1 protein-coding gene and 1 pseudogene are annotated in these 956 nt (G+C 45.1%); both read left to right on the forward strand.

Annotated features, from left to right (window positions below; all coding sequences use genetic code 11):
* Nucleotides 1-217: pseudogene (locus FE392_RS19445) on the forward strand (structural protein); the annotation flags it as partial.
* Nucleotides 218-386: 169 nt separating this feature from the next.
* Nucleotides 387-956: a phage antirepressor N-terminal domain-containing protein gene (locus tag FE392_RS19450; protein ID WP_319931789.1), complete on the forward strand. Its 570-nt coding sequence runs from the start codon at nt 387-389 to the stop codon at nt 954-956.

The following is a 956-nucleotide window of genomic DNA, read 5'->3' on the forward strand; positions in this document are numbered from 1 at the left end:
CGTAGCCAAGATGATAGACCGTTGGGCACCGAATAATGAAAACAACACTTCTGCCTATATCAAGGGTGTTGCTCAGTCTCTGGGTGTCGACCCTCACCAAGTGCTCGTAGTGGATAAACCGACCCTGATTGCTTTGGCAAAGTCCATTATCCGACACGAGAACGGTCAGCAACCATACCCCGAAGAAACATTCGAAAAAGCCTTCAGCTTACTCTGAACACTGAGCCTCGCATTCGCGGGCTTCTTTTTATCTGCGTACTGACGTGCGCACAACTCCATCATGAGCTTATAGAAATAGAGCCTGAGAATTATCGTCATAGGTGGCGACCTTCTCATGGGCGATATTTCTACGTCAGCAGGCTCTTATTTCTATAGGAATACGCGAGATGCAAACAATTACAGTTCCTTTTTATAATGATGAACTTTATGTCGTGGAATACAACAACGAACCTTATGTCCCGATGAAACCGATTGTTGAAGGTATGGGCATGGATTGGGCTGGACAATATACCAAGCTAAAAAAACGTTTTTCAAAAGGTATTGAGGAAATCCCAATACCTTCAAAAGGCGGTGTCCAAACAATGAGTTGTCTTGCTCTTCGTAAATTGGCGGGCTGGTTGACAACCATCTACCCCAACAAGGTCAAGCCTGAAATCAGGGACAAGGTGATCCGCTATCAAGATGAGTGTGATGATGTTCTCTATGACTATTGGACAAAAGGGATAGCCATCAACCCTCGCAAGCGTAGTGTGATGGAAGAACTGAATCAGGCTTGTGCGGAATTCAAAAGAGACAAGCAGATAGCCAGTGTGTTTGGTACAGGCCTTAACGCATGGAAATATGTCAGCGTTGAGCATAAAAGCAAGATAAGAGGATTAGCCGAAGAAGTTGCTAGCTTGGCGCTGGATTTTGTTCTGGCCGAAATAGGCAAGGGCAAAACATCGCGAACTGAATAA

Origin of the sequence: Xenorhabdus santafensis (assembly GCF_033949405.1) — a bacterium.
Classification (GTDB): domain Bacteria; phylum Pseudomonadota; class Gammaproteobacteria; order Enterobacterales; family Enterobacteriaceae; genus Xenorhabdus; species Xenorhabdus santafensis.

Coding starts and splice junctions, on each gene's coding strand:
- FE392_RS19450 (WP_319931789.1), top strand. CDS start 387: ATGCAAACAATTACAGTTCCTTTTTATAATGATGAACTTTATGTCGTG.